The organism is Wandonia haliotis, from assembly GCF_039523435.1.
GTDB classification, from domain to species: domain Bacteria; phylum Bacteroidota; class Bacteroidia; order Flavobacteriales_D; family Crocinitomicaceae; genus Wandonia; species Wandonia haliotis.
On sequence record NZ_BAAAFH010000022.1, the window covers coordinates 397708 to 422122 of the forward strand.

The following is a 24415-nucleotide window of genomic DNA, read 5'->3' on the forward strand; positions in this document are numbered from 1 at the left end:
AAACTTTTTACAATAGTTATTCAAAGCAAAATGTTGATTGCTTTCTTTTTTCTGATAATCTGTATTTAATCAATCGATTATTTCGCGAGAAATTCAGTCTGAAATTCGAAATTAACCACATCCCCGATTCCAGGATCAGGTGTCATTCCAAAGTCGGTTCTATTCAATGACCCACTACCTTTCAACACAATAAAGGACTTCCCGTCACGCTCACCTTTACCTATAAACTGAAAAGTAACATCGATTGTTTTCTTCACTTTTTTCATCGTGAATTCTCCTTTTGCCAGATACTCTTCTTTAGAAAATTCTACCCCTTTTACATTGAAAGTAATTACAGGATGTTTTTCCGCTTCAAAAAAGGCTGCATCGGACAATAATGATTCATCGCGAATTGCATTAAAAGTTGATATCGAACTTACGGGAATTGTTATGTTCATTTCAGCATTCTGCCAATCCTCCGGAACAGAGAAAGTTCCTTCGTAGGATTTAAACTTTCCTTTCGTTTTGGAACCACTTGCTTCCAGTGTAAAATTCAAGTTCGAATTTTCAGGGTTTACTACCCAGTCTCCTTTTGCTTCGCTTAGATCCAGCATGTTTAGTTCTTTTTCCGCTCCATCTTCTCCTACCACAACTAACTTCTGTGTGGTAGTATCTAAGCCTTCTATCTCTGTCGATAATTCTTCCGTTTCGTGTTTCAGATAGGGTACAATAAGAATTGCCGATCCGATCAACATCGTTGCCACCGCAAAACTTCGGTTACGAAAAACCAAATGTAAAATAGGAATTACCAATGCTGAAGCAATCAACATGGCTATTACGGTAGAAGTTCCTCCAAAAGATTCATACATGAAATACAACATCCCTCCCAAAGCAACAAACAAAATGGGTAGGACCATGGCTTTCAATAAAAGGAGTTTTGACTTCCATCCGGATACGTTCTCACTCCAGGACAAGATCGCTGCGTGAAAAACAGTAAGCATAGCCCCCAGGAACAATCCTGCAAACATTTTCCCTTGAAGCACAGACAAATTATCAGCTTCTCCCACTTCACTGATCACCGTCAATGGCAAGAGTAATAGCATCGACAATCCAAACGGAACTGCAGTATCTCGACCTTCTTCGACAACATTTCCTGCAACAATCGAAGACGCCAGAAAAGTAACCATAGCCACAAAAAGTCCGAAAGGTCCTGCTAAAAAGAATCCGGCAATTGACACACCGAAAAGAAAGAAAAACAGAAACCCTGTCTCAATACTCAGTTTTAGGGTTGATTCATTGTCACCTGCCACAAAACCAAAGCGTTTCAAAAGGGAGAAAACAAGTACAAAAGCTATTGGAACAATTGCTCCCAAAACTCCTGTTTTCAACAAATCTGCACCTGTAAATCCTCCTCCTCCAAAAGCATACGTTGTATCACCCAACATCAGATACAACAAAGGAAATGCTATACCTATAAATCCTATTATTTTTTTGTTTTCTCCAACAAAACGGGAAATAATCAATGCTAAAAACAAGATCCCAACACTTAAGTAGAGCGGGTTTTGATTTATCTCCCCTGTTTCAAAAACAGTTAATTCTCCAAATGCATAGTAGGCTGTGAAAACCGTAGCCAATACAATAAACCAATGGTGAATATAACGTGGCTTATGGGCTAACTTCCCTATTATCGCCACAACACCTAAAATCAAAAGTATAATTCCGACAAAAATATCTTCCATGGTAAATAAATTTAGCGTGAAGGTACAAAAAGAACTATAAACAGCAAAAAACATCTCTTTTTTATCTCTCGCTGATGCGCACTATCCAATAGTAAGAATAGTACTCAGAACAAATTACAAAAAAAGCCGTACAAATGCACGGCTTTTCAACAACTATATTTCGTTAACGAATTAGTTTCTGTATAAAGTAGTTTTAATCGCTTTCACCAAACGCTCTACATTAGGCAACGCCTCATCAATTAAAGATGTAGAGAATGCAAACGGAGTATCTGTTTGAGTTACACGTTGTACTGGTGCATCCAGATAATCAAAAGCATACTGCTGTAAATGGTATGCAATCTCAGAAGAAATAGAAGCCAATGGCCATGATTCTTCCAACACTACGCAACGATTTGTCTTTTTTACAGATTCCACAACCGCTGCATAATCAATCGGACGAATTGTACGTAAATCAATGATTTCGCAGGAAACACCTTCTTTTTCCAAAAGTTCTGCAGCCTGATGTGCTACTTTTATGATCTTTCCAAAAGTCACAATCGTAACATCGCTTCCTTTTCTCTTCACATCCGCTACTCCGATAGGAATAACATACTCTCCTTCGGGAATTTCTCCCTTATCTCCGTACATTTTTTCTGACTCCAGAAAAACAACAGGATCATTGTCACGGATAGCAGATTTCAAAAGTCCTTTCGCATCATACGGATTCGAAGGTGTAATTACTTTCAATCCCGGAACATGCGCATAGAAAGCTTCAAAGCTCTGTGAGTGCGTTGCAGCCAACTGTCCTGCCTGTCCGTTTCCTCCGCGGAAAACAATCGGGCAACCATATTGTCCACCGGACATCTGTAACATCTTTGCAGCACTGTTTATGATCTGATCCGCAGCCAAAATCGCAAAGTTCCAGGTCATAAATTCTACGATCGGACGCAATCCATTCATGGAAGCTCCCACTCCAATACCTGCAAACCCAAGTTCCGCAATCGGTGTATCAATAACTCGCTTGGCTCCAAACTCGTCCAGCATACCTTGTGAGACCTTGTAGGCTCCGTTATATTCAGCTACTTCCTCCCCCATAAGGAATACGCTTTCGTCTCTGCGCATCTCTTCAGACATGGCTTCTCTAAGTGCCTCTCTAAATTGTACCTCTTTCATTTCAAGTAAATTACAAATAACCTTGGCGTATGCAAACGCCGTGAGCTGTCAAAAGTACAAAATTTAGTGAATAAAAAGCTTCCCGTTAAATTGAAAAACTTTCCAGTACAAAACCGATTCCTGCTAATTTCTTTACTGAAGAACAACTTTCTTAGTTCTACTCCCAAAACGAATAAAGTAAATTCCCTGTCCGTGACTTTCCAAATCAATCATAATGCTGTTCATTCCTTCTTCTATAGCAACTTGCTCTATGACTTGTCCTATACCTGATAAAATCTGAACCTGATCCCCCTCCATATCGCCCAACGAAACTGTGACAACATTGGTTGCAGGATTTGGGTACACAAGTAAATCTCCACTTTCCGGTACCGGCATCATCCCGGGTAGGTCATGCACACCATTGTCATTTGCAATTTCCGTTGAATAAAATAATTGAACCGAATCAGAGTATTCCAGTAAACCGGCTACATTATCCAAATGATCCCCTCTCCGGTTCATAATAAATGCCAGATCCCAACTTTTCTCTTCCCCTGACAATAGTCCTCCGGTACTAATTGCTATATATCCCCTTCTGTCTCCCATAGGGTTTCCAATGGAAACTTCCGAAAGTCCTTCTCCGGTAACAGGGTTGCCGGTAAAAGTATGAGAAGAAGCATCCCCTCCTCCAATATTTAGGAAATTAAAAGGGAATCCACCAGCCCAAATCCCTCCCATATACTCCCAATAATTGGGAGTATATGGATTCGACATCGAATCACCAGTACTAATTCTACTATATCCTACCGATACATTACAAGTATAGTTTAGCGATTTGACGCCAAACGCAGGAGGATTTTCTCTAAATCCATAGTTTCCATGACACGTTTCATCATAGGCTGTACCATTATAAAAATAGAGCATATCCCCCAGAGAATCAGATCCACAATAGTCATTTTCAGGACAACCAATATCAGCATCCAAAGCAAACGCCATTCTGGAATCAACATAATCCGTAACACTCCTGTTGATAACCCGTACATTCAAAAAGGTTGACGAATCAATATAATCCGATGAACGATACTGGTACAGCATAAGGTGTACCTCTATTCCTAACGGAGTTCCTGGCGTAAATGTATGTGGTTCCGCAACATCATTCAAAATCATATATGCTACAGCATCTCCTTTTATCCTTGGGTAGTCCCCCTCTGCCGGAGTATAGTAGCCATCCTCATTAACATCAATGTAAGGTGCCTGATTATCGGCGATTCCCAATTCTGAATTGCCGTTGGCCGGCCAGTTTAGGATAGAAGAAGGTACTATATAATCTGCTTCCGTATAGTGTTCAATATGATAAATGATTTCTGCGCGTGTTACTTTCCAAATCGCAGGTGAATAATCGGATTGATACTCTACCGAATTGTACGAGTTATTATTCGATACAGGTCCCTTAAAAACATCTTTTTCAACCTGATACCAACCTCCTATTGCAACACGCTCTTCTCCTTCATCGGTAATGGCTCCGAACCAAAGTGCTGAATTAAAAATCAACGGTTGAGAAAGCCCGTTGGTATCAAGAATACCGTAACCATGCCTGATATTCTCATCATCAAAAAAGAGACCGCCGTCATCCATTGCACGACACCAAACGGAATTTGCATATAGGTCGTTAGGAAAAGTTTGCCCCCAGGTAGAATGATATATGCCGCCACATATCAACGCCAGTACTAATCGGATAGTTGTTTTCATCTCGCTCTATTTTTCTATTCAAACGACAAAACGTAACTACCTTATAAAACGTTGGAAATCAAAAATCCCGAACATCAAAAGATACCCGGGATTTTCAAGTGTTTTTCTAATCAAATTTATCTTAACTGTGCATTTAACTCTTTCTCCAGTCCTTCCCGGATACGATTCATAATAGCATCAACCTGTTCATCTTTCAATGTTTTTTCTTTGTCCTGAAAAACAAAACTTACCGCGTATGATTTCTTCCCTTCTTCCATATTTTTCCCCTCATATACATCAAAGAGTCCCACATCCTGAAGTAATTTCTTATCGGATTTTCTGGCGATATCCTGAATTTCAGCAAATGTAACCTGCTTGTCCAGCAATAAAGAAAAATCACGACGAACAGCTTGTGTCTTGGGCAATTCAGTGTATTTCACCTTATTCATAACAGAAGATTGTACGAGTGCGTCCCAGTCCAGGTCTGCAACAAAAACATCCTGTTTGATTCCAAAATACTTTTTCATTTTTTTGGAAATCCGCCCCATCTCTCCGGTTTTTTGTTTGCCGGTAATCAGTTGAACTCCATCTTCCAAAAGCGAGCTTTTTAACGCTTTTTCACTTGTCATATTGGCTAATCCCAACCTGCCAAATAAAGCATTTACCAAACCTTTCATCGTATAATAGGAAACGACTTCCGATGTACTGTTCCAATTTTCCTGCTCTCGTTTTCCGGAAAGTATAATCAATAAACGCTCATTTTCGTGATAACCACTTTCAAACTTATGATATACCTTACCAAATTCAAAAGCTTTGATATCTGAACGTTGACGATTTTGGTTATACGCAACTACTTCCAGCGAAGAAAATAAAAGCGTCTGACGCATAACATCCAGTTCGTTAGATAGTGGATTCAGCATCCTTACATGCCGTTCAGGAAGCAAAACATCCTGCCCGAGTTCCTCTACATAAGCCGCTTTTGTAAGCGAGTTATTCAATAATTCAAATGCTCCAAACCCGACTAACAAATCAGCTACCTGATTTTTCAATCCCTCTTTATCCGGTTTGGGTCTATATGACAAGGAAGTATTCAGTTTTTCAGGAAGCGGTACGTTATTAAACCCGTAGATCCGCAATACCTCTTCGACTACATCTGCTTCTCGCTGTACATCTACCCGATAAGCGGGAACTTCCAGCATCCAATCGGCATCATTTTTTTCAACAACCGAAATATCCAGATTTGTAAGGATTTTCTCCATTTCTGTCTCCGGAATGTTTACTCCGATAAGCTGATTGCAACGCACAGAGTTGAACGATACCTGAAACGGCTTAATAGGCTCAGGATAATTGTCGACAGGAGCCATTGCTACCTCTCCTCCCGCTACTTCCTGTATCAATAATGCGGCACGTTTTAAAGCATACATCGTCAATTCCGGATCAACACCTCTTTCAAAACGGAAAGAAGCATCTGTATTTAATCCGTTTGCCCTCGCTGTTTTACGAACTGAAACAGGGTTAAAAACGGCCGATTCCAAAAAGATCGCCTTTGTCGAATCACTGACGCCTGACTGTATCCCTCCAAAAACTCCGGCAATACACATCGCTTCCGAAGCGTTGGCTATCACTAAATCCGTTTCCGAAAGTTTTCTTTCTTCTTCATCTAACGTAACAATTGTTTCCCCGGCTTTTGCCGTACGTACCCGCACTTTTCCATTTACGACTCCGGCATCAAATGCATGAAGCGGAGTTCCTAATTCATGCATGACGTAATTTGTAACGTCTACAATATTGTTAATCGGACTAAGCCCAATTGTTCTCAATCTTTTCTGTAACCATTCCGGAGATGCTTTAACCTCTACTCCTTCAATTGTTACACCACAATAGCGGGGACATCTTTCTCTGTCCTCCACTTCAATAGCAACGGGATTTATTACTTCTCCGACTTTGAACGCCGAAACATCCGGTCTATTTATTTCCAACTGAGCATTTTCATGTACATTCAGGTAGGCTTTCAGATCACGCGCCACACCTATATGTCCCATAGCATCTGCACGGTTTGGTGTCAATCCTATTTCAATCAGGTAGTCATCTCCCAGGTTGAAGAATTCAGAAGCAGGAGTACCGGGAATTGCATCTGCAGCAAGCACCATGATTCCATCATGAGACTTACCCATCCCCAATTCATCCTCCGCACAGATCATTCCATGCGATTCAACTCCACGAATTTTTGATTTTTTGATTTTAAACGGCTCGTCAGGATTCGGATATAGTGTACAACCAACTGTTGCTACCACTACTTTTTGCCCGGCTGCCACATTGGGAGCACCACAAACAATCTGTACGGGTTCTCCCTCTCCCAGATTTACGGTTGTAATATTTAAACGATCCGCATCCGGATGTCTCTCACACGTCAGCACCTCGCCGATTACCACTCCCTGTAATCCACCTTTGACGGCTTCTATTTTTTCGACACCTTCAACTTCCAGTCCTGTATCTGTTAAAATTCTATCGATACGTTCAGGAGCCAAATCAATTGCAATATAATCCTTCAGCCAGTTGAGTGAAATCTTCATGTATATTCCTTGTTTCTAAATTCAGATCGTAAATTTAAGGAATATGTGTGGAATGAAAACAGGAATTAGAGGTGAAACAAAGGTATCTTGAATAAATTACTTGTTCTTATTTTACTCTTTGTTCAAAAAACTTCCACAACGTATCGTGTTGGGGAACCGGGGCAATTACTTTGATATTCTCTTTGGAAACCGGATGAACAAACGAAAGTTCACGTGCATGAAGGTGAATAGAAGCATCTTCATTAGAGCGTTTAGCACCGTATTTCAGGTCTCCCTTAATGACACATCCCATAGTAGAAAGCTGTACCCGGATCTGATGATGTCTCCCCGTATGTAACTCCACCTCTAGTAATGTGTACCTGTCTGAGCGATCCACAACTTTGTACGATAGTTTACTTAGTTTAGCCCCCTGTTTATCATCCTTCTGAACAAAGGACTTATTCTTCTCCGGATTCTTCTTCAAATAATTCTCAAGCGTAGCAGACTCCTTATCCGGTGTATTCTCTACAATTGCCCAGTATTTTTTTGAGACATCCTTTTCTCTGAATTTTTTGTTCATTCTCTCCAGTGCCTTACTGGTTCGGGCAAACAATACGATTCCTGACACCGGACGATCCAGACGATGAACAACTCCCAAAAAAACGGCTCCCGGTTTGTCGTACTTAAGGCGGATGTATTCTTTCACTTTGTCACTCAGGGGAACATCTCCTGTTTTATCTCCCTGAACAATCTCACCCGCCTCTTTATTCACGATAATAAGGTGATTATCTTCGTACAGAACTTCCATTTTCCTTTTTTAATAGGATTCGTTTTCATTCGGGAAATCAACGGCTTTCACATCTTCGATATACCGTTGAAATGCACCTAACATCTCCTCGTGAAGATTTGCATATTTTCTGAGGAAACGCGGATTGAACTCATTATTGATTCCCAACATATCATGAACAACCAACACTTGTCCGTCAACTCCTCCTCCGGCACCGATACCGATAATCGGAATGGTAACCTCTTTCGCTACTCTCGCAGCCAGATCAGCCGGTATTTTTTCCAAAACGATAGCAAAACAACCAGTTTCTTCCAGCATTTTTGCGTCTTCAATCAAACGTTTTGCTTCATCATCTTCCTTTGCTCGTACCACATAGGTACCGAATTTGTAGATGGACTGCGGAGTAAGTCCAAGGTGTCCCATAACAGGAATACCGGCTGTTAGAATACGTTCAATGGATTCTTTAATTTCTTTTCCTCCTTCCAGTTTCACAGCATGTCCTCCGGATTCTTTCATAATACGAATTGCATTAGAAAGAGCTTCTTTGGAATTTCCCTGGTAACTTCCGAAAGGCATATCTACGACAACAAGTGCGCGCTGAACAGCACGTACAACTGAAGATGCGTGATAAATCATCTGGTCAAGAGTTATCGGTAATGTAGTCTCATGACCTGCCATTACATTCGAAGCTGAATCTCCGACAAGGATAACATCAATCCCTGCCGTATCAATAATACGCGCCATTGAATAATCATAACCTGTCAGCATAGAGATTTTCTCTCCACGATTTTTCATTTCCTGCAAAACGTGTGTCGTAACACGTTTCTCTTGTTTTCTGTGAACAGACATTTCTTCAGTTTTTATACAGCAAAGGTAAAGGTTTAATTGAATAAATACACGGCACTGCTGTTTAAACTAACCAGAAAACCGTTCCGTTCTTTGGTTCAGTCTCCTACTAACAATTCGATACGATTATATGATTCTTTCCATTTACACTCCCCTGTTTATTCTTACTTTTATCCGCATCATGAGTTTTGGAGCTGGACATATACAGGACATGAACAACCGGATTAAGCAAAACCGGGACATGAAATCTTCGCGCAAATCCAGAAACGAAGAAAACGGCTGCAAAACAGCATACTCACAGGAATAGGCCTCGCTGCTTTGGCAGGAATACTCTGGTTAGTATTCGCTCTTAACTAACAGAAATAAGATGAAAGAACGAATTGACTTTTTAATACAGACACTCAACCTCCAACCTCATCCGGAAGGCGGATATTATGGAGAAACTTACAGAGCAGATTTACAAATTGCTACCGGGAATGGAAACAGGAGTTTGATGACAGCCATATACTTTTTACTAACTTCTAAAGATGTTTCGCGTTTTCACAGGATTAAAAGTGATGAGTTATGGTTTCATCATGAAGGAAGTGATCTTACCGTACATATTCTGGATGAAAGAGGACATACAGAACTTAAACTAGGATCGGGGACAACCTTCTCATCTCCTCAGCAACTGGTTCCCGCCGAAAAAATTTTCGGGTCGTCTGTAGACTCAGAAAACAGTTATGCACTGGTAAGTTGTGTTGTAGCTCCGGGGTTTGATTTTACCGATTTTACATTATTTGAAAAAGAAGAACTGATCAGACAGTTCCCTACACATGAAACTATTATTTCCCGACTGACTTAAAATCGCTTCCTGTCGGACTTTCAAATACTTCCAGTTCAAAATAACGTACAGCACTTATGAGGTGATCAAATACATCCCCCATAACCATCTCGTACTGTAACCATTCTTTGGTTTTGGTAAAGCAATAAATTTCCAGAGGTAATCCTTCTGATCCCGGTTCCAATTGACGCACCATAAGAGTCATGTTCTGATTAATATGCGGGTTATTTTTCAGGTAATACTCTACATACCTGCGGAACAAACCTATATTGGTCTGCCTTCTCCCATTTAATGGAGAATCCTGCATTTCGAACCCATGTTCTGCATTATACGCTTCAATCTGAGCCTGTCTTTCTTCTATAAAAGGTTTTAGAATTCTGATTTCTTTAAACCGATCTATCATTTCGGGCGTTGCAAACTTTACGCCTTCCATTTTCAAGCGGATTGCCCGTTTGATTCGACGACCATCCGACTCCTGCATCCCCCGCCAGTTCTTAAACGAATCCGAAATAAATGAATAAGTAGGGATCGTTGTAATGGTCTTGTCAAAATTCTGGACTTTAACCGTTGCCAGGCTGATTTCAATCACATCTCCATCCGCACCGTATTTTTCCATTGTCACCCAATCACCGATACGGATCATGTCATTTGCAGCTAGTTGCACACTTCCGACAAACCCCAGAATTGTATCTTTGAAAACCAGAATCAGAATAGCAGAAACAGCTCCTAAGGAGGTCAGGAAAAAGACGGGAGATTTTCCGGTTACTACAGATAGCATCAGAAAAATAAAAACTCCCGAAGTAACGATTTTGATGACCTGAAAATACGAATGAATCGGTTTATCTTTCATGCGTTCATTTTCCATTACCAGATCACGCATGGTGTTCAAAAGTCGTGAAACAGATACCAATGCAACCAACAGGATCAGAATATCAACAATCCTCAAAAAGAAGTTCTCAAATGCCGGCAATGCATAAAATGTAATATTGAGAAAGACGTGAGCAAAAGATAAGGGGACAATATTAGCAAGAGCAGCAAAAAACCGATTTTTAATTAACAAATCATCCCAATGGGTACGGGTTCTCTCTGCAAAAGAATGAATGATTGCCAGCAAAATAGTACGTGTGAGCCACCACATCAATATACTCAACCCTAATGTTGCTATAAACATAAGTAGGGTAATCAGGTACATCGAATTTCCCGATTCGGGTAATCCAGCTTCAAAAAAACTTCCTAACCAGTTATGTACAAGTTCTTTCATGTTCCAGTCCTTCTTTTAACGTTTTAGCGTACTAAATCAATTACTTTTGTACAAAAGTACAAGAATTTGGACAAGTTCAGGATATATCTTATCGGAGCAGCAACGTTACTGCTTTTCCCTCTTCCTGCTTATTTCATTTTGCATTACGTTGAAGGGTGGAGCTTTTCCGACTTCTTCCAACTGCACCGCTTATCTTTAAAGAACATTATTCTGGGAACAAATCTGGGAATGCTCTATGCTTTTTTTGCCATATTTCTCCTGTCTACTCCATTTCTGAAGTACGAAAAAATAAAACAGGTACAACTACTTCAGCAATTGAATCTCAACAGTACCGACATCATTTTTCTCTCGCTTTGTGCCGGAATCGGAGAAGAATTACTATTTCGGATTGGAATACAGTTCTATTTGGGACCACTCCTTACCTCTCTCCTTTTTGTTGCCTTACATGGTTATTATAGTTTCACCAACTGGCGAATCAACCTATATGGGCTTCTGATTACTCCTTTTATCCTGATACTCGCCTACTCCATAGACACCTTAGGACTATGGTTTTGCATTTCCGCCCATTTCACTTATGATCTGGTTATGTTTGTAGCCTATACCCGAAAAAGAAACTAGACAAATAAAAATTACTCTTCGAATTTCTTGAATAAAACGGCTGCAATATGTCCTCCAAACCCAAAGGTATTGGACAAGGCATAATTAACCTTTCGCTCTTCCTTTTTCCCAAGAGAAATAGAAAACTTACCGGAAAACTCTTCTTCGATTTCTTTTGTATTAATTGTCGGTGGAATAGCATCATACTTACAAGAAAGTGCCGTAATCAAACCTTCTACAGCTCCAGCAGCACCTAATAGGTGTCCGGTCATTGATTTAGTTGCTGAAATTGTCAGACCCGGGTTTTCACCAAATAAACGCTCAATTGCTATTAACTCACTCTGATCTCCTAAAGGCGTTGAAGTAGCATGTGCGTTAATGTGATCTACCTGATCGGGAGTTATTCCCGCTTCTTTCAAAGCTTCTCCCATTCCTATTACAGCTCCTTCTCCCTCAGGATGCGTTCCGGTAAGGTGATAAGCATCTGCTGCCATTCCTCCCCCAACTACTTCGGCAATAATTTCTGCTCCTCGTGCTTTGGCATGTTCATACTCTTCCAAAACAAATGCTGCTGCTCCTTCTCCCATTACAAATCCATCGCGATCTTTATCAAACGGACGGGAAGCTGTCTCTCTGTCCTCATTACGTGTTGACAATGCTTTCAACGCATTAAAACCTCCTATTCCCGCTTCACAAATTGCAGATTCAGAACCTCCGGTAATCATGATCTCACTTTTACCCCATTTGATTTGATTGTAGGCATCAATCAGTGCCGATGTTGCAGAAGCACATGCTGAAACTGTAGCATAATTAGGTCCCTGAAGACCATACTTAATAGAGATTACACCTGCCGCAATATCTACCAAAACTTTTGGGATAAAAAACGGATTGAAACGAGGAGTTCCATCTCCCTCTGCAAACTCCAGTACCTGATCCTGGAAAGTTTCAAAGCCTCCATTCCCAGACCCCCAGATTACCCCCGCTCTCCTTCTATCAGCCACCTCAAAATCCAATCCGGATTCTTTTACTGCCTGATCGACAGCATAAAGTGCATAGAGCGTAAAATTATCATATTTTCGTACATCCTTTCGATCCATGAATGATAGCGGATCAAAGTCCTTTACTTCACAAGCAAACTGTGTTTTGAATTTTGAAGCGTCAAATTTGGTAATCGGTCCTACTCCGTTTACACCATTCAGACAGTTCTCCCAAAATGTTTTCACATCATTTCCTATTGGTGATAAAACACCTGTTCCCGTAATCACAACTCTTCTCATACGCCAAATTTGCCGGCAAAAGTAAAGATATTTTATTTTACTATGAGAGAAAAACGTCCCGTACGTCGTGTGAGCATACAATTCGGAACGCGTATAACCGGATCAACATAAACCAATTCAAGCGATCTGAGGTAGCAAAGAGATTCCGGCAAATCCAATAACGGGCCGCTACTGTTGACGTGTAATTCTGTAAGATTTTCCAACTCTCCAATGCTCTCCGGCAATTCGGTAAGATGATTCAGACCTATATCCAGAATACGCAAATTCTTGAGCTTACCAATGCTATCAGGGAGTTTTCTCAGGTTATTCCTTCCCAAATAAAGATATTTCAGGTTTTCCAGTTCACAGATCTCGTCCGGGAGCGAATCCAACTCATTATTATTTAGCCGAAGGAGTTCGATATTTTTCATCTTCCCGATTTCTGCGGGTAATGATCGGAGGTTATTGTACTGTAAAGACAATTCATTTACATTTGTCAGGTTTCCGATTGATGCAGGAAGTTTTTCCAGGTTATTAGAACTCAGAACCAGGATTTCCAACTTTTTCAGATTACCGATTTCTTCAGGAAGCGTAACAAATCTGTTCCTGAATAAACGCAGCACTCTCAGTTCTGAATAAATTCCAATCTCTTCGGGTAAACTATCCATAAAGGAATAACTCAAATTGATTTTCGTAACATCCGGAGGGTAACTCAACACTTTTTCCAAAGGAGTTTTTGTCTGGCATCCCGCCAAAATCAGAAAAAAAAGACCGATATATCCGTAGATTCTAAGCATTGTTAAAAATAGTTAATTACTAAAATACAGAAAAGTTTGGCACGATATTTTCTTGTATCTTACTGTAAAACAATAAAAATTCAGGATATGAAAAAGTTAATCGTGTTGAGTATAGCAACTTTCGGGTTACTGATTGGTAATGTAAACGCTCAGGAAAAAAAAGAAAAAGTACCTCATGAGGAACGCATGGAGAAAAAGTTCGAAAAAATGGAAGCAGAGTTGAAATTAACTCCTGATCAATCAGCTAAGATCCGTGCCATTCATCAGGAAGCAATGGAAAAGCGCAAGGCACTCCATGAGCAAATGAAACAGGTCAAAGAAGAAGAAAAACAAGCCATAAAGACTGTTCTTACACCTGAACAACAAAAAAAGATGCAGGAAATGCGCGAAAAAAAGCAAACCGAACATAAAAAAGAGCACATGCATCATCCGCAAAAAGTGGAAGCTCATGGAAAAGAAGGAAGAGGAAAACCTACTCCGGAGCGTAAATAATCCAGAATTATTTACTGGATGAATAAAAAAATAGTAACTTGTATCTCGTAAAAGAATAAACTATGAAGACAATAAAATTTTTCGCTCTCGCTGCGATACTAACAAGTGCCGGATTCACTTTCGGACAAGAAAAAGAAAAGGTGAAACAACAAGAGCCGGTTCGCAATGAAACATCTGCTAAAAAGCCGGTTACGAAGACGGAAAGTCAGGGGTTGAAGAAAGAGGTTAAGATGGTACCTGTTCAACGTAGTGAAATGAAAAAGGCTACACCGGCAAAAACGTCGGAAAGTCCGAAATAAAATTCAGATATATTTAGTAAGTTAGAGCCACTTGATTTCGAGTGGTTCTTTTGTTACTGACGAAAGTCAGTTGATCAGATCAGCTCTCTTTTTACATTCGCAGAAGAAATAGAAAATATGAGTCAGAATAATACCTCCAAAAACCGAACCCCCTTTAACCCAACACCGAAGTTTAACTTTATCTGGGTATACGTTATTATTCTGGTCATCTTTTTCGGTTACTCTTACCTGAACACATCGCTTTCACCAAAAGAAACAGACTGGAAAACCTTCCGGTCGGAAATGCTGAACGATGGAGAAGTTCAAAAAATAGTTGTAGTAAACAATGAGTCGGTTGAAGTCTACCTGACAAAAGAAGCGCTTCAAAAAGAAGAACATAAAAAGGTAAAAGAACACGCAAAAGGACCCCAATACGTATTTACCATCGGCTCAGTTGATTTTTTTCAGCAACAACTGGAAGAAGCCCAAAAAGATTTTCCTCCGGAAGAAAAGATCAGTGCGACTTTTGAAAAACGGGAAAACTGGTTTGGCACTATTTTTTCGTGGTTACTACCTGTTGTAATTATTGTTGCAATCTGGCTATTTGTGTTCAGACGAATGTCCGGAAGTGGTGGCGGAGGAGTTAATCCTTTTGTCAATACCGGAAAATCAAAAGCTCAATTGATTGATGGAAAGGATCAAATAAATGTAACTTTTGATGATGTCGCCGGACTGGATGAGGCAAAAGAAGAGGTAATGGAAGTAGTTGACTTTCTGAAAAATCCTGAAAAATATAAAAAACTGGGGGCAAAGATTCCGAAAGGCGTACTCCTGACAGGACCTCCCGGAACCGGAAAAACGCTTATGGCCAAAGCAATGGCAGGAGAGGCCGGGGTTCCTTTCTTTTCCATATCGGGATCTGACTTTGTAGAAATGTTTGTCGGAGTCGGTGCCGCACGTGTACGGGATCTGTTCAAAAACGGAAGAGAAAAAGCTCCCTGTATTATTTTTATAGATGAGATTGAAGCTATTGGGCGTTCACGCAGCATGTCAAAAACACAAACGAATGACGAACGGGAGAACACACTAAATCAGTTACTCGTTGAAATGGATGGGTTTAGCAGTGATAAAACAGTTATTATTCTCGCAGCTACCAATCGTCCTGACTTACTGGATAGTGCATTATTACGACCCGGACGTTTTGACCGACAGATTCTTATTGATAAACCTGACCTGAATGGTCGCGAGGAAATCTTTAAGGTCCATTTAAAAAAGTTAACGCTCGGCACTGATGTTGACGCTAAAAAGTTAGCACTTCAAACTCCCGGATTTGCCGGGGCTGAAATTGCGAATGTCTGTAACGAGGCTGCTCTCCATGCTGCACGAAAGAAGAAAGAACAGGTAGAAATGGAAGATTTCAATTCGGCTATTGACCGGGTGGTAGGTGGACTGGAAAAGAAAAACAAATTGATTTCTCCCAGAGAAAAGAAAATTATTGCTTACCACGAAACCGGACATACCCTATGCGGTTGGTATCTGAAACACGCGCATCCTCTCGTAAAGGTTTCAATTATTCCCCGCGGATTAGCAGCACTTGGATTTGCTCAGTATTTGCCCAAAGAACAAAATCTATATACTTACGAAGAGTTGGTTGACACCATTTGTATGACTTTAGGCGGAAGGGCTGCTGAAGAAATTGTTTTCGGAGACATTTCTACCGGGGCACAAAACGACCTGGAGCGAACTACTCAATTGGCTTACTCTATGATCGCCCTGTACGGAATGAACAAAAAGATCGGCCCTTTTTCATTTAAAGATTTACAAAATGAATACAGCCTGAAACAACCTTATTCAGAAGACACTGCCAAGCTCATTGATGAAGAAGCCAGAGCATTTATACGGGGCTGTTATGAAAAAACAAAAGCACTTTTACAGGAACACCGCGAACAAATAGACCTTGTTGCCGCAGCACTTATTGAGAAGGAAGTCTTATACAAAGAAGATCTTGTGAAATTATTAGGCGAACGAAAAGAAACAGAAAATCAGGAATAAGAAGGTAAAATGAGTACAAATGTTGAGTTTGCAACCCAATTTATCAACACCACCAATGCCAGTGTTTTTCTTACAGGAAAAGCCGGAACGGGGAAAACCACTTTCCTGAAGGAAATCTACAACAGCACTTTCAAACAAACAGTAATTGGGGCTCCTACTGGTATTGCAGCTATCAATGCCGGAGGTTCAACGCTGCATTCGTTGTTTCAACTCCCCTTTGGAGGCTTTGTTCCTGTTGAAGAAAATTTTTCAACTTATTCCATAAACAGTAAAATTCATACACCATCCTCTTTACTCTCCTCTTTAAAAATGAATGAGGTAAGACGCTCGGTACTTCGCAATATGGAGTTACTGATTATTGATGAAGTCAGTATGCTGCGAGCCGATCTTCTGGATGCGATTGATACGATTCTCCGGCACGTCAGACGGGAGAAGATCAAACCTTTCGGAGGTGTACAAGTGTTATTTATCGGCGATTTACTTCAGCTCCCCCCTGTCGTTCAGGACAGTGAGTGGAGTATTCTCAGTAAACATTACCGGACTCCTTTCTTTTTTGACGCACATGTTCTCAGATCCAATCCTCCTGTTTTCATTGAGCTGGAAAAAGTATATCGTCAGGGAGACGATGTATTCATCAACGTATTGAATAATCTCAGAAATAATTCTGTTACCCGTCAGGATATTGATCTACTCAACCGCTATTACCGACCGGATTTCAAACCGGATTCAGAAGATAATTTCATTCAACTTACAACACATAATTTTCAGGCGGATGACCTGAACAAAAAAGAAATGGAGAAGCTGAACACTCCCTCTCACTTTTTTGAAGCGGAAACAGAAGGGATATTTTCAGAAAACTCCTATCCCATTGATCACAAACTGGAATTAAAAACCGGAGCTCAAGTCATGTTTATCAAGAATGATATTACAGGAGCACAACGTTACTTCAATGGAAAAATCGGAAAAATAGAACACATCAAAGGGAATACAATTACCATTGGTTTTAATGACGGATCAAAATCGGTGTCTGTGGACCGGTATCAGTGGGAAAACAAAAGGTATTCAGTCAATGAAATCAGCGGTGAAATTGAAGAGGAAATTATCGGTACATTCAGCCAGTTTCCGATCAAGCCTGCCTGGGCCATAACGATTCACAAAAGCCAGGGATTAACATTTGATAAAGCAGTTATTGATACCAGTAAGGCATTTGCTCCCGGACAGGTGTACGTGGCACTATCCCGCCTGCGCTCTCTGGACGGTCTTGTATTAACTTCCCCGATTAATTACAATAGTCTCTCCATTGATCATCACATACGCGTATTTAACACGACAAAACCAGATCATGACCAATTAACACAACATCTGGAAGTCGCTTCCAAAGCTTTTCTCCATTCGTTTACTGTTGCCTGTTTTGATCTTAGTTTACTTACGTATCAGTTTGATAAACACCGGAATTCCTATGACACTTCCAAGAAAAAATCGGTCAAAATGAAATATGTCACCTGGATTACGGAATTGTTGGATCGTTTCAAAGAACAAAAAGAAATTGCAGATCGTTTTATCGTTCAGCTTGACCGTATCTTTTCACGAAAACAGAATCTTTCGTACCTGCACGAACGCATACAATCGGCTAACGAGCATTTTGAAACAGAACTGCAAGGTATCCGAAAAACAATTACACTTCATACCGAACATCTTGCACAGAATGAAAAGGGAGTAAAAACATACATCCAACAATTGAACGAGTTGGAAGGACAAATTACCTTCAAACTGGAACGTATGCAAAAAGCAGTTCAGGTTGTCAATTCAGGAAACACTGGTAAGTAGCTAAAAAATAGGACAAATGCCGTATTGACGTGTCTTTGAAATTATTTCAACTTTGAAAGAAAAGCGATGAAAAAGACATTCAACCTGATAGGTCTCACACTTGGGGCCGGTCTAGTATTACTAACAGCTTGCAACAAGGATGATTCCAGTTGCGGTGAACCCAGCACTTGTTATACATGTACGAATTGTCAGGGGCAGTATGGTCACCTGATCAATGGCGAAAAATGTGTAGATGGATTTGACAATTGTGAAGATTGGAAAAATGCAAAAACAACCTTTGAAACAGAAGACGGTTGCGACTGTGCATATAATTAGTGTTTCCCTTTTTATCTCTACAAAACAAAAAGGTAGCGGAAATGAATCCCGCTACCTTTTTTGATCAGGCGGTAATAAAAACAAGCTTCGTTTTACATCTTTATTCTACATATTACCACATTAGAAGAAGTACCCCCTCTTCTTTTAACTTAACAAAATCAGCTTATCCTATATCACCCACCCAATTTTAGAAACTGTCTGTACTGGAGTTACTCACTTTTAACTTGTCATCACCTGTAGAGATAACCTTAAACTCAGTTCGTCTGTTTTTTTCATGTTCTTCTTCCGTACAGTCCGATTTTACACTTCCTTCACATTCACAATGGTTCAACAACCGGCTTTCTCCATATCCTTTTCCATAAATGCGTTCAGGATCTGTAATTCTCTTTTTAATATATTCCGCAGAGGCTTTGGCCCGTCTATCCGATAATTTCATATTATACGCTTTTGAAGCACGACAGTCCGTATGCGATCCTAATTCAATGACCATATTCGGATACTTATTCATCACTTCTACGATTTTATCCAGCTCCGTAGCAGCATCCGGACGAATATTATATTTGTTCAAATCAAAATTGATCGGGTTGATCTGAATCATCTCGGACAAATCTTTAACCTCCGGATCCATGCTTAAATCAAGAAGAGCATGAATGTCATACTGACCGGGTTGATCAAATAGTGTATTATAGGTTACTGTCTTAGAGAAATAACCTTCTTTCTGGAGTACCAGATTATAACTTCCCCTGTCATTTAACTTCTTACCAAACAAAGCTTCCCGGAAATCTCCGGTTGCAGGAGAAGTAATATTCTTGGATTTACCCGTCATGTTATCAACAAGATTAATCTGTACCCCTTCTAACGGTTTCCCCGTCTTTTTATCTGTAATTATTGCATACAAAGACAGTCCGGGATCTTTTTCCAACACAACATCTGCAATGACAACCTGCTCGTCGGTGTAGGTACTTGCCCGGTTGTTTCCGTCAAAATAATCTTTCTTTGTACCTTCCAGAATATAGTTTTTTTCATAATCCGCTTCAAAAGAATACGCTCCATTTTCGTCAGCCTTAACTGATCCTATTGTATTCCCTGCATCATCTTTCAGTTCGATGGTTGCAAACGGAACTTTTTCTCCTTTTTTGTCTTTTGCTGTTCCCTTGATCGTTATAGAGAATACAAACGGACGAATTAATTGAACCGCATAGATATCGTCTCCTCCTTTTCCTCCTTCCCGGTTCGAAGAAAGAAATCCTGTTTTGAAATCATCTGACATACTAAAAGCAAAATCATCATATTGACTGTTAACGGGTAATCCCAGATTATGAATCTTCCCTGTTTTGTCTCCGTCAGGAAGTGCTACAAAAACATCAAGTCCTCCCAATCCCGGATGACCATCTGTAGAGAAAAACAATCTTCCTTCGCTATCTATAAACGGAAACATTTCCTGTCCTTCCGTATTGATTTCTTTCCCCAGGTTAACCATCTCCCCGAAAGTGCCATCCTCATGAATCTGTACTTTGTAGATATCTGCACCTCCAAATCCTCCGGGCATATCAGATACCAGATACATTGTCTTCCCGTCACGGGTAATAGCAGGATGCCCGATTGAATAGTTTGTCGAATTATACGGGAATTCTACTTCATCTACCCATTTTCCTTTTTCGTCAACTTTAGCAATATAAATTTTAAGATTCTGAATCCGCTGCCCGTCACGACGCTTCTTTCCTGATGAAATATTGTTTCTTGTATAATACACCTTAGAACCGTCCGGTGAAAAAGTCAATGGTCCTTCATGAAATTTTGTATTTACTTTCGATACACGCTCAGGATCTCCTAATTTCTGGTCCTGGCTTACGGAAGCTTTGTATACATCAAGAAATCGTTTGGCATCCCATGACCATTCTTTTTTGACAAAAGCCGTTTTCTTTCTTGCTGTAAGAAAATAGAGCTGATCCTGAGACGAATTGTAATATCCTCCGAAATCGGCAGAGGACGTATTCAAAGACAAATTTTCCAGAGAAAAGAAAGGTTGATTTTTTTCAATTCTGGACTTATACGTTGTATTCTCTAGAAATAACTGACCTCTTAAATCCGCAGTTACCTGATTACTATACGTATTCATCCATTTATCACTTTCGGTATAATTTCCTGTCTGTTTCAAAACGTATGAGTAGTTGTAATAATCTTCCGGTTTAGCCTCCGAAGAAGTTATCATCTGACTGTAATAATTCACAGATTCTGTATAATTATCCATTTTCAGGTAACTATACGCTAACTTACTTTTTAGTTCAGGGCTATCCACTTCTGAACCAATCAACTCTTCATACAATTCCGCGGCGTATGCGTATGATAATCGTTCAAAATAGTTATCTGCCTTTTTCAATTTCCCGGATTGTCCCAACAAGGACAATGACAGGACACATGCTATAATTACTAGTATTGCTTTCATTTTCTTTGTCTGTTTGTTAGGTTAGAAATAGCGAGGTGAACGAATTCCTTGTTTCTTGAATGTAAAGTCATACGACAACAGGATTTCAAATGATCCGTGGTTATAATTTCTCAATTTCTGGGTTCCAAAATCACTTGCAACACCAATTTTGAGTTGAGGAGAAAGCTGTACCTGTACAAAAGCACCAAAGGCCGCCATTAATCTGTAGTTTGCTCCGAACCATAATTTTTCATTATAAATTGCGGCTAAAGATACATCCAGACTCAACGGTGCTCCTTCCGTAATTTTAATGAGCGAAGTTGGTCTCAGTTTCCACTTATCCGACACGGCAAAAACACCTCCGATAGTTCCAAAATAATGGCGTCTTTCCAAATTCGTAGTATTCAGTTGGTCATAACTTTGCTCCATAATTTTTGGAGTACTTATTCCTACAAAAAACTGAGGTGTATGATAATAAATCCCAAATCCAAAGTTCGGGTTAACATTATTACGAATGTTCTGTAATAACTTCGGATCATTCGGATTATTGGTATTCAGTCCTTCCCTGCCAATGTTGATCAGATTAATTCCTCCTTTTAGCCCAAAAGCAAGCTTCCCTTTATGATTCTTGAATTTTAGTGTGTACGAGAAATCAGCATAAAACATTGTCTGATTCATTGGTCCGATGTTGTCGTTTACGGCTGTCAATCCCAGCCCTACGGACTCATAAGACAAAGGTGAGTGAATACTGAGTGTCGATGAACGGGGGCGCCCGTCGAATCCTACCCATTGTTCACGGTGAATTCCCGTAACATTTAACATACCATTACTTCCGGCGTACGCAGGATTGATAAACAACATATTGTCAAAATACTGCGTATAATGTGGATCCTGTTGTGCGGTGGCACTGGTGCTTCCTAGAAGCACCAGTGTTATAATCCCCACTAAAAACTTAATTCTTTTCATTTCTTTTATTTTCAATTTGAAGAATCTTTATTCTTATCGTTGGATGTAGACATATCCTTTTACTACACCAACTGTATCGTCTTTTGTATCGATCACATAGTAATAGGTTCCTGTCGGAAGTTCTTCGCCTCCTACATTCAACTTACTATTTGATTCCCCGTTCCAGGTATTCAGATACCCGTCTGCTGAGAAGACTACATTCCCCCAACGGTTATACACAACTAACACGTTATCCGGATACTTTTCAATTCCGTCAATCACCCAGACATCATTTATTCCGTCTCCATCCGGAGTAAAGGCATTAGGAATGTCAATACCACAAGGGTTAGGGTCACATGCATCATTCGGATTCGAACCTCCGGACACTTCTTCTCCATTCGATATACCATCGCCATCACAATCAGCAGCATTCCAATCACCTCCCTGAGGCAGTGTTATACTTCCTGTTGCATAATCACACGGATTATTAGGATCTGTACCTCCTATCACTTCATCACCATTTGTTACACCATCCCCATCGCAATCTGCAGCATTCCATACTCCACCTTGCGGAAAAACTATACTCTCAGTCATATAATCACATGGATTATTCGGGTCAGTACCATCTGTAATTTCATCACCATTTGTGACACCATCGCCATCACAGTCAGCACTACTCCATAATCCCCCTTGAGGAAGTGTACTACTTGCAGCTGTATAATCACATGGATCATTTGGATTCGTTCCATCAGTAACTTCATCACCATTCGTGACACCATCGCCATCACAATCGGTAGCGTTCCAATCACCTCCCTGAGGTAGTGTGATACTTCCAGCTGTGTAATCACATGGATTATTCGGATCTGTGCCATCGGTAACTTCATCGCCATTCGTTACGCCATCCCCATCACAGTCTGCGGAACTCCAGAGACCATTTTGTGGCAGAGTAATGCTTGACGCATCATGATCACACGCACTATTCGGGTCCGTACCATTCGTAAGTTCATCACCATTTGTGACACCATCTCCATCACAATCGGCACTATTCCAAGTGGCAGAAGGTACTACTGTTTGGCTTGCCAAATTAAGATCACATGGATCATTTGGATTCGTTCCATCAGTGACTTCATCACCATTAATTACACCATCGCCATCACAATCAGCAGCGTTCCAATCACCTCCCTGGGGTAATGTTATACTTCCCGCTGTGTAATCACATGGATCGTTCACATTAGTTCCGTCGGTGGTTTCGTCACCATTGGTCACTCCATCACCGTCACAATCAGCAGCATTCCACATAGCTCCAACGTTTGCTATTACCTGACTGGAAACGTTATAATCACATGGATCATTCGGATCTGTGCCATCAATAAGCTCATCACCGTTCGTTACACCATCTTCGTCACAATCGGCACTATTCCAAGTGGCAGAAGGCGCTACTGTTTGACTTGCCAAATTAAGATCACATGGGTTATCCGGGTCTGTACCATCAGTGACTTCATCACCATTGATCACACCATCTCCATCGCAATCAGCAATGTTCCAATCACCTCCCTGAGGTAGAGTTATACTAGCAGCTGTGTAATCACAAGGATCGTTCACATTAGTCCCGTCGGTGGTTTCGTCACCATTGGTCACACCATCGCCATCACAATCGGCAGTATTCCACATTGCACCGACGTTTGCTATTACCTGACTGGAAACGTTATAATCACATGGATCATTCGGATCTGTGCCATCAGTAAGCTCATCACCGTTCGTAACACCATCTTCGTCACAATCGGCACTATTCCAAGTGGCAGAAGGCGCTACTGTTTGACTTGCCAAATTAAGATCACATGGGTTATCCGGGTCTGTACCATCAGTGACTTCATCACCATTGGTCACTCCATCACCGTCACAATCAGCAGCATTCCAGTCTCCTCCCTGGGGTAGCGTAATACTTCCTGAAGCATAACCACACGGATCATGTGGATCTGTTCCATCAGCAAGCTCATCACCGTTCGTTACTCCATCTCCATCACAATCGGCAGCATTCCATTCAGTACTTGGTATGACCGTTTGACTAGCCATTACAAAATCACAAGGGTCGTTCGGATTCGTGCCATCAGAAATTTCATCTCCGTTCGTCACACCGTCACCATCACAGTCAGCTGCTAACCAGCTTCCACCCTGGGTCAATGTTATACTAGATGTTGTGTAATCGCAAGGATCATTTGGATTCGTTCCATCAGTAACTTCATCACCATTCGTGACACCATCTCCATCGCAATCGGCGGTATTCCAATCACCTCCCTGAGGTAGAGTTATACTAGCAGCTGTGTAATCACATGGATCGTTCACATTCGTTCCGTCGGTGGTTTCATCACCATTGGTCACACCATCGCCGTCACAATCGGCAGCATTCCACATTGCGCCAACGTTTGCTATTATCTGACTGGAAACGTTATAATCACATGGATCATTCGGATCTGTACCATCTGTAAGCTCATCACCGTTCGTCACACCATCTTCATCACAGTCAGCTGCTAACCAGCTTCCACCCTGAGTCAATGTTATACTAGATGTTGTGTAATCGCAAGGATCAT

19 protein-coding genes are annotated in these 24415 nt (G+C 40.7%); 7 read left to right on the forward strand and 12 right to left on the reverse strand.

The genetic code is table 11. From position 1 onward, the window contains the following. Positions 1 to 77 precede the first annotated feature (77 nt). The 6 genes from ABDZ97_RS14465 to panB form a co-directional block, all read right to left on the reverse strand. Entirely contained in the window at positions 78 to 1718 is a 1641-nt protein-coding gene (locus ABDZ97_RS14465) for a YceI family protein (RefSeq protein WP_343789205.1), read from the reverse strand. A 171-nt stretch (positions 1719 to 1889) separates the two neighbouring features. Further along, positions 1890 to 2888, reverse strand: a complete 999-nt coding sequence (locus ABDZ97_RS14470; protein WP_343790999.1) for a pyruvate dehydrogenase complex E1 component subunit beta — start codon at positions 2886 to 2888, stop codon at positions 1890 to 1892. 114 nt (positions 2889 to 3002) lie between these two features. Then, on the reverse strand, positions 3003 to 4595 hold the full coding sequence (locus tag ABDZ97_RS14475) for a T9SS type A sorting domain-containing protein (RefSeq protein WP_343789208.1): 1593 nt from the start codon (positions 4593 to 4595) through the stop codon (positions 3003 to 3005). 116 nt (positions 4596 to 4711) lie between these two features. Continuing rightward, positions 4712 to 7147, reverse strand: coding sequence for a phenylalanine--tRNA ligase subunit beta (gene pheT / locus ABDZ97_RS14480; protein ID WP_343789211.1), 2436 nt, complete (start codon positions 7145 to 7147; stop codon positions 4712 to 4714). Positions 7148 to 7253: 106 nt separating this feature from the next. Continuing rightward, positions 7254 to 7934: an RluA family pseudouridine synthase gene (locus ABDZ97_RS14485; protein WP_343789214.1), complete on the reverse strand. Its 681-nt coding sequence runs from the start codon at positions 7932 to 7934 to the stop codon at positions 7254 to 7256. Positions 7935 to 7943: 9 nt separating this feature from the next. Then, positions 7944 to 8762, reverse strand: coding sequence for a 3-methyl-2-oxobutanoate hydroxymethyltransferase (gene panB / locus ABDZ97_RS14490; RefSeq protein ID WP_343789217.1), 819 nt, complete (start codon positions 8760 to 8762; stop codon positions 7944 to 7946). Between the two features lie 364 nt (positions 8763 to 9126). On the opposite strand from panB, the gene ABDZ97_RS14495 reads away from it, so the two are divergent. Continuing rightward, positions 9127 to 9603, forward strand: a complete 477-nt coding sequence (locus ABDZ97_RS14495) for a cupin domain-containing protein (RefSeq protein WP_343789221.1) — start codon at positions 9127 to 9129, stop codon at positions 9601 to 9603. Here ABDZ97_RS14495 and ABDZ97_RS14500 read toward each other — a convergent pair. After that, entirely contained in the window at positions 9584 to 10843 is a 1260-nt protein-coding gene (locus ABDZ97_RS14500; RefSeq protein WP_343789224.1) for a mechanosensitive ion channel family protein, read from the reverse strand. The two genes, ABDZ97_RS14495 and ABDZ97_RS14500, sit on opposite strands and share 20 nt — an antisense overlap. 66 nt (positions 10844 to 10909) lie before the next feature. On the opposite strand from ABDZ97_RS14500, the gene ABDZ97_RS14505 reads away from it, so the two are divergent. Further along, positions 10910 to 11461 carry a CPBP family glutamic-type intramembrane protease gene (locus ABDZ97_RS14505; protein WP_343789227.1) on the forward strand — a complete coding sequence of 184 codons (552 nt, stop codon included), beginning with the start codon at positions 10910 to 10912 and terminating at the stop codon, positions 11459 to 11461. 11 nt (positions 11462 to 11472) lie between these two features. On the opposite strand, the gene fabF is transcribed toward ABDZ97_RS14505, so the two are convergent. Together fabF and ABDZ97_RS14515 are read right to left on the reverse strand one after the other, a co-directional pair. Next, on the reverse strand, positions 11473 to 12717 hold the full coding sequence (gene fabF / locus ABDZ97_RS14510) for a beta-ketoacyl-ACP synthase II (protein WP_343789230.1): 1245 nt from the start codon (positions 12715 to 12717) through the stop codon (positions 11473 to 11475). Positions 12718 to 12749: 32 nt separating this feature from the next. Then, positions 12750 to 13493, reverse strand: a complete 744-nt coding sequence (locus ABDZ97_RS14515; protein ID WP_343789233.1) for a leucine-rich repeat domain-containing protein — start codon at positions 13491 to 13493, stop codon at positions 12750 to 12752. A gap of 87 nt (positions 13494 to 13580) precedes the next feature. On the opposite strand from ABDZ97_RS14515, the gene ABDZ97_RS14520 reads away from it, so the two are divergent. The 5 genes from ABDZ97_RS14520 to ABDZ97_RS14540 all read left to right on the forward strand — a co-directional run bounded on the left by ABDZ97_RS14520 (position 13581) and on the right by ABDZ97_RS14540 (position 18457). Further along, the gene (locus ABDZ97_RS14520; protein WP_343789236.1) at positions 13581 to 13985 is read left to right on the forward strand and encodes a Spy/CpxP family protein refolding chaperone; all 405 of its coding nucleotides are present in this window, start codon (positions 13581 to 13583) and stop codon (positions 13983 to 13985) included. A gap of 62 nt (positions 13986 to 14047) precedes the next feature. Beyond that, the gene (locus tag ABDZ97_RS14525; protein WP_343789239.1) at positions 14048 to 14284 is read left to right on the forward strand and encodes a hypothetical protein; all 237 of its coding nucleotides are present in this window, start codon (positions 14048 to 14050) and stop codon (positions 14282 to 14284) included. Positions 14285 to 14401: 117 nt separating this feature from the next. After that, the gene (ftsH, locus tag ABDZ97_RS14530; RefSeq protein WP_343789243.1) at positions 14402 to 16315 is read left to right on the forward strand and encodes an ATP-dependent zinc metalloprotease FtsH; all 1914 of its coding nucleotides are present in this window, start codon (positions 14402 to 14404) and stop codon (positions 16313 to 16315) included. A gap of 9 nt (positions 16316 to 16324) precedes the next feature. Then, positions 16325 to 18142 (forward strand): ATP-dependent DNA helicase, encoded by a 1818-nt coding sequence (locus ABDZ97_RS14535; protein WP_343789246.1) that lies wholly within the window; start codon positions 16325 to 16327, stop codon positions 18140 to 18142. A 66-nt stretch (positions 18143 to 18208) separates the two neighbouring features. Next, on the forward strand, positions 18209 to 18457 hold the full coding sequence (locus ABDZ97_RS14540; RefSeq protein WP_343789249.1) for a hypothetical protein: 249 nt from the start codon (positions 18209 to 18211) through the stop codon (positions 18455 to 18457). Positions 18458 to 18644: 187 nt separating this feature from the next. On the opposite strand, the gene ABDZ97_RS14545 is transcribed toward ABDZ97_RS14540, so the two are convergent. From ABDZ97_RS14545 to ABDZ97_RS14555, 3 genes are all read right to left on the reverse strand, one after another. Next, positions 18645 to 20903, reverse strand: coding sequence for an OmpA family protein (locus tag ABDZ97_RS14545; RefSeq protein WP_343789252.1), 2259 nt, complete (start codon positions 20901 to 20903; stop codon positions 18645 to 18647). A gap of 21 nt (positions 20904 to 20924) precedes the next feature. Continuing rightward, positions 20925 to 21848 (reverse strand): PorP/SprF family type IX secretion system membrane protein, encoded by a 924-nt coding sequence (locus tag ABDZ97_RS14550; protein ID WP_343789255.1) that lies wholly within the window; start codon positions 21846 to 21848, stop codon positions 20925 to 20927. A 33-nt stretch (positions 21849 to 21881) separates the two neighbouring features. Continuing rightward, positions 21882 to 24415: T9SS type B sorting domain-containing protein (locus tag ABDZ97_RS14555; protein ID WP_343789258.1), on the reverse strand; the 2534-nt coding region annotated here is incomplete at its 5' end.

Coding starts and splice junctions, on each gene's coding strand:
- ABDZ97_RS14465 (WP_343789205.1), bottom strand. CDS start 1,718: ATGGAAGATATTTTTGTCGGAATTATACTTTTGATTTTAGGTGTTGTG.
- ABDZ97_RS14475 (WP_343789208.1), bottom strand. CDS start 4,595: ATGAAAACAACTATCCGATTAGTACTGGCGTTGATATGTGGCGGCATA.
- pheT (WP_343789211.1), bottom strand. CDS start 7,147: ATGAAGATTTCACTCAACTGGCTGAAGGATTATATTGCAATTGATTTG.
- ABDZ97_RS14485 (WP_343789214.1), bottom strand. CDS start 7,934: ATGGAAGTTCTGTACGAAGATAATCACCTTATTATCGTGAATAAAGAG.
- panB (WP_343789217.1), bottom strand. CDS start 8,762: ATGTCTGTTCACAGAAAACAAGAGAAACGTGTTACGACACACGTTTTG.
- ABDZ97_RS14495 (WP_343789221.1), top strand. CDS start 9,127: ATGAAAGAACGAATTGACTTTTTAATACAGACACTCAACCTCCAACCT.
- ABDZ97_RS14500 (WP_343789224.1), bottom strand. CDS start 10,843: ATGAAAGAACTTGTACATAACTGGTTAGGAAGTTTTTTTGAAGCTGGA.
- fabF (WP_343789230.1), bottom strand. CDS start 12,717: ATGAGAAGAGTTGTGATTACGGGAACAGGTGTTTTATCACCAATAGGA.
- ABDZ97_RS14515 (WP_343789233.1), bottom strand. CDS start 13,493: ATGCTTAGAATCTACGGATATATCGGTCTTTTTTTTCTGATTTTGGCG.
- ABDZ97_RS14520 (WP_343789236.1), top strand. CDS start 13,581: ATGAAAAAGTTAATCGTGTTGAGTATAGCAACTTTCGGGTTACTGATT.
- ABDZ97_RS14525 (WP_343789239.1), top strand. CDS start 14,048: ATGAAGACAATAAAATTTTTCGCTCTCGCTGCGATACTAACAAGTGCC.
- ftsH (WP_343789243.1), top strand. CDS start 14,402: ATGAGTCAGAATAATACCTCCAAAAACCGAACCCCCTTTAACCCAACA.
- ABDZ97_RS14535 (WP_343789246.1), top strand. CDS start 16,325: ATGAGTACAAATGTTGAGTTTGCAACCCAATTTATCAACACCACCAAT.
- ABDZ97_RS14540 (WP_343789249.1), top strand. CDS start 18,209: ATGAAAAAGACATTCAACCTGATAGGTCTCACACTTGGGGCCGGTCTA.
- ABDZ97_RS14545 (WP_343789252.1), bottom strand. CDS start 20,903: ATGAAAGCAATACTAGTAATTATAGCATGTGTCCTGTCATTGTCCTTG.
- ABDZ97_RS14550 (WP_343789255.1), bottom strand. CDS start 21,848: ATGAAAAGAATTAAGTTTTTAGTGGGGATTATAACACTGGTGCTTCTA.